This window comes from Rubritalea sp., from assembly GCF_039830215.1.
Classification (GTDB): Bacteria; Verrucomicrobiota; Verrucomicrobiia; order Verrucomicrobiales; family Akkermansiaceae; genus Rubritalea.
The window spans coordinates 1-3,914 of sequence record NZ_JBDOPO010000169.1; the positions used below are offsets into that span (position 1 = coordinate 1).

General features: G+C 49.8%; 7 protein-coding genes. All 7 read left to right on the top strand.

The window, feature by feature from the left end:
- Nucleotides 1–847, top strand: an 847-nt coding sequence (locus ABGY95_RS05640) for a DNA recombination protein RmuC (protein ID WP_347440720.1), incomplete at its 5' end; no start/stop codon positions are given.
- 209 nt (nucleotides 848–1,056) lie between these two features.
- Nucleotides 1,057–1,641, top strand: coding sequence for a nitroreductase (locus ABGY95_RS05645; RefSeq protein ID WP_347440721.1), 585 nt, complete (start codon nucleotides 1,057–1,059; stop codon nucleotides 1,639–1,641).
- Between the two features lie 234 nt (nucleotides 1,642–1,875).
- Complete coding sequence (locus ABGY95_RS05650) at nucleotides 1,876–2,637, top strand: ATP-binding cassette domain-containing protein (protein WP_347440722.1); 762 nt, start codon at nucleotides 1,876–1,878, stop codon at nucleotides 2,635–2,637.
- Nucleotides 2,637–2,792 carry a hypothetical protein gene (locus ABGY95_RS05655; protein ID WP_347440723.1) on the top strand — a complete coding sequence of 52 codons (156 nt, stop codon included), beginning with the start codon at nucleotides 2,637–2,639 and terminating at the stop codon, nucleotides 2,790–2,792. Before ABGY95_RS05650 ends, ABGY95_RS05655 begins: the two co-directional genes overlap by 1 nt.
- 193 nt (nucleotides 2,793–2,985) lie before the next feature.
- Nucleotides 2,986–3,195 (top strand): hypothetical protein, encoded by a 210-nt coding sequence (locus ABGY95_RS05660; protein ID WP_347440724.1) that lies wholly within the window; start codon nucleotides 2,986–2,988, stop codon nucleotides 3,193–3,195.
- 68 nt (nucleotides 3,196–3,263) lie between these two features.
- A complete protein-coding gene (locus ABGY95_RS05665; RefSeq protein ID WP_347440725.1) occupies nucleotides 3,264–3,563 on the top strand; it encodes a hypothetical protein in 300 nt (99 codons plus the stop codon).
- A 112-nt stretch (nucleotides 3,564–3,675) separates the two neighbouring features.
- Nucleotides 3,676–3,914 (top strand): MlaD family protein (locus ABGY95_RS05670; RefSeq protein WP_347440726.1); only part of this gene is annotated, 239 nt, incomplete at its 3' end.

Consider the following 3,914-nt stretch of genomic DNA (forward strand, 5'->3'; position numbering starts at 1 on the left):
TGGCATGCAGGAGCATTGCGACTTCGAAATCCAGACCACGACAACCACCGACGAAGGTAAAAATCTTCGCCCAGACCTCATCGTCAAGTTACCGGGCGGTCAGAATATTATCGTCGACTCTAAGGCTCCGATGGATGCCTACCTCGAGGCGATTGAAACCGATGATGACGCAGTCAAGGAGGTGGCCCTCGCGCGTCACGTCGCGCAAGTTCGCACCCACATTCAGCAGCTCAGTAGTAAGAAATACCAAGACCAATTCGAGACCAGCCCAGAGTTCGTTGTGCTCTTTCTTCCTAGCGAGGCATTCTTCTCGGCGGCACTTGATCAGGATAGCACGCTCATCGAAAAAGGTGTCGATCAAGGAGTCATCCTGGCTACTCCTACCACGCTTATTGCACTCCTTAGAGCAGTGGCTTACGGTTGGCGCCAAGAAGCTCTTGCTCAGAATGCTCAGGAGATCTCTGGAGTTGGCCAAGAGCTCTATGAGCGACTCGCTAAGTTCACTGAGCACATAGATAAGATAGGGAAATCACTAGGAGCTACCGTGAATCACTTCAATGCAGCAGTCGGCACCTTCGATTCACGCGTCATGGTGAGTGCTAGAAAGTTTGAAGAACTCGGTGCGGCACCAGAGCAAACGTCTCTCACTGATGCGCAACCTTGCGAGAGAGTTATCAGAGATCTAAAAACGCAGGCCGCAGGCGTAAGCAATGCTCAGATTGAAGCAGCAGAGGATACTCTCAACGCCTCAGGTGTGATCGAAGGGTTCGGTGATTTTGCCTCAGTCGTCTCCAACGAAACTGGCTTTGAAGGGTTCCTCGCAGAAGGTGACGGCGAGGGAATCTAAGTCGCTTCAATCCAATCAATGACCCCTTTGTGGTGGGGTCTCATCACTCCCTCCTTGGATCCGCGAAATGAGTGCCATTCGTGGTAAAGAGCTTCATAACCCTATTTTTCAGCATTTGGCGCAATTTTAGCGGTAAAAGTACGAGTGACACTGGTTGGCTGATTGAAATAGCATTGCATAAGTGGCGCGGTTTTCGCAGCTTCTGCGGCATGAACACCGAACAAATTTCCAATCTCATTGCTCATCGCCGTAGTATCAAACCGGCATTGATGGATTCAGTTAAACCTATCAGCCGAGAACTTTGGCAAACACTTTTCGAGGCTGCTAACTGGGCACCTAATCATGGACTCACTGAGCCTTGGCGCTTTCTCGTCTACAGTGGCGAGTCCAGAGCTTCCATCGCCACAGCCCTGCAGGCAGCGTACACATCTGAGACCGCGGCAGAAGAATTTCGCCCTGAGAAATTTGAGAAAATGGGAAAGAACCCGTTCCTCGCAAACTCAGTGGTGGCTCTTGTAGTGAAGCGCGACCCGAAGCGCAAGGTTCCAGAGGTCGAGGAAATTGAAGCGGTAGCGTGTGCAGTTCAAAACCTGCACCTAGTAGCGTCGGCAGCTGGACTAGGAGTGTTTTGGTCATCACCAGCAGTCACCTACGGCCCGAGTTTTGCGCAGTCGTTAGAGTTAGATGAAGCCGACAAATGCCTAGGCCTACTCTACATCGGCTGGCCGAAAGATGGCCAAGAATGGCCAGTCAGCAAACGCACCGACGCTATGGCTAAAGTAAGTTTCAAATAAATTACGATTTAGCACTCAGCTTAAACCTCCTAGACGTAGGAAAGTGCCAAGGGACTGCGGCAATCACAGGCAAGCTGCCTTTGCTTCGATTAAGATCTGGAGGATTCACCTGCTATGACTCCACAGCCCTTGACTGCTGTGGACATAGTGCTGAGGGCGAAGAATTGCAAGAACGATTTCTTCCGACAGCTTTTTTACCTTTCCCTAAGTAGCTGTCATAGCTTTAGTGCAGGGGTGGCTGAGAAAGAAATATTTGTCGAAGTGCGCAACCTGCATAAGAGTTTTGGCTCCCAAAAAGTGCTCAAAGGTTTATCCGCTAAAGTATATAAAGGTGAGACCCTCGTTCTGCTGGGGGGATCTGGAGGTGGGAAGTCTGTGCTGATGAAGCATTTCATCGGCTTACTTTCCCCAGATGAGGGAGAGGTGATTGTGGAAGGTGAATATATTACTGGGTTGAGTGATAGAGAACTCTGCAAAGTGCGTCGTATGATGGGAATGATGTTTCAGAATAGTGCTTTGTTTGACTCCATGACTGTGGGGCAAAATATTGCGTTTCCTCTGCGAATGGGTGGAGAGAAAAATGAGGAGAGGATTAAGAGACTGGTCAAAGAGTCGCTCGATATTGTCCGACTCTCGGGGCAAGAAGCCAAGATGCCTTCAGCCCTTTCCGGTGGAATGCGCAAACGCGTGGCGCTAGCCAGAGCAATAGTAGACCGGCCATCTTGCGTCCTTTTTGACGAACCACACGCCGGCCTAGACCCCATCACGGCCGACTCTATCGACCACTTGGTGAAAGACCTCCAGCGCGACCACCAGATGACCAATGTCATCGTAACGCATGAGATGCGCAGTGTCTTTCGCATAGCAGACCGTGTGCTCTTTCTTAAAGAAGGCCTGCTCTACTGGGAGGGAACTCCACAAGAGCTCAAGGAATCAACTGACCCAGAGCTTCAAAACTTCATTGAAGGCAGCTCCGGTGAAAGCTGGGAGAGCTAATGCGAGGCATACGATCCATTCTTTTGGTGCTGACTTGGCTTCTACCCACAGTCAGTAGTCTTCAGGCAGCTCCTGACTATGAACTTCAGCCATTAGAGTATCCTAAAGCGCAGGATGACAACGGCATCACAGCCCTGCGGGAAACCCTAAACTAAAGTAACAACCAGCCACGGACTCTCTGAGACAGAGTCTGAAGGCCCTAGAGATTCCGGAGTCCTCACAGATGTTAGTGTTTTCCAAAACGAGCGAGCAGAACGAGCTTATCTATCCTAACAACCCCCGTCTAGCCCCATTCCTGAACGTTGGAGCGGTTGGTATGTCACTGGAACCCATGGCGACATTCCGTATATGGGGAATAAAATCACCAAAAAGTTAGAGGACGGCGAGTACCGCTACAATGAGGACCATGGGCAAAATGTAGAAAAACTCTCGGACTACATAAACTTCTCCAGCTATCTAGCAAATACCAGCGATATAGTGGCGCTGATGGTGATGGGGCACCAGATTCACATGCACAACACCTTCTACGCAGCGCGCTTCCAATACCAGCGATCTTAACTCCTACACCAAGCTCTAAATTCAGAGTCACATACGCCGAGAAAAGCGCTCAGATACAAAAACTCATTGTGAGGCGAAGTGACGAAATTCTAGCGAGCTTGCTTTTTAGTGACCATGCCGAGTTACCAGTCGATGGAATTGATGGGTCGGCTACTTTCCTGAAGGAATTCCACAGCGCAGGCCTGCAGAGTAAAGATGGCTGGTCGTTGCGTGACTTCAGATTACAAAAGCGACTTTTTAAATACCGTTGTAGCTACACCATTCACAGCAAGGCATTTATTTATCTTCCTGACCCGATCAAGCGACGCGTTTTGACGAATCTTCGTCAGCATCTCACCGGCGAACCCATAGCTGGAGGCCTGAGTTGAGCTCTCGTGAGCGGACCCGCATCCATGCTATTCATAGTGAAACTCTCAAAGCTTATTAAGTCAGAATAAATCAATCCTTGCATGTCCTAGGATGTGAGAGAAAATGCACTCCATGGCTCTCAAGGAAAAACGCGCTGAAACTCTCGTCGGCCTCTTCGTTTTGTTAGGCTTATTAGCTCTTGGAGCATTGGTGTTACAATTCGGCCGTCTAGGAGACAATAAAGGCGAGACCTATCACGTGTACGTAGAATTTAAGGATGCGTCAGGACTAATCAAGGGCAGTGAAGTGCGTATGGGTGGAGCCAAAATTGGGCGAGTGCTATTTACCCCAGAGCTGACGGATGACCTTAC

Excerpts from the sequence above, each read along its gene's own strand:
- ABGY95_RS05645 (WP_347440721.1), top strand. The coding sequence starts at position 1,057 with ATGAACACCGAACAAATTTCCAATCTCATTGCTCATCGCCGTAGTATC.
- ABGY95_RS05655 (WP_347440723.1), top strand. The coding sequence starts at position 2,637 with ATGCGAGGCATACGATCCATTCTTTTGGTGCTGACTTGGCTTCTACCC.
- ABGY95_RS05660 (WP_347440724.1), top strand. The coding sequence starts at position 2,986 with ATGGGGAATAAAATCACCAAAAAGTTAGAGGACGGCGAGTACCGCTAC.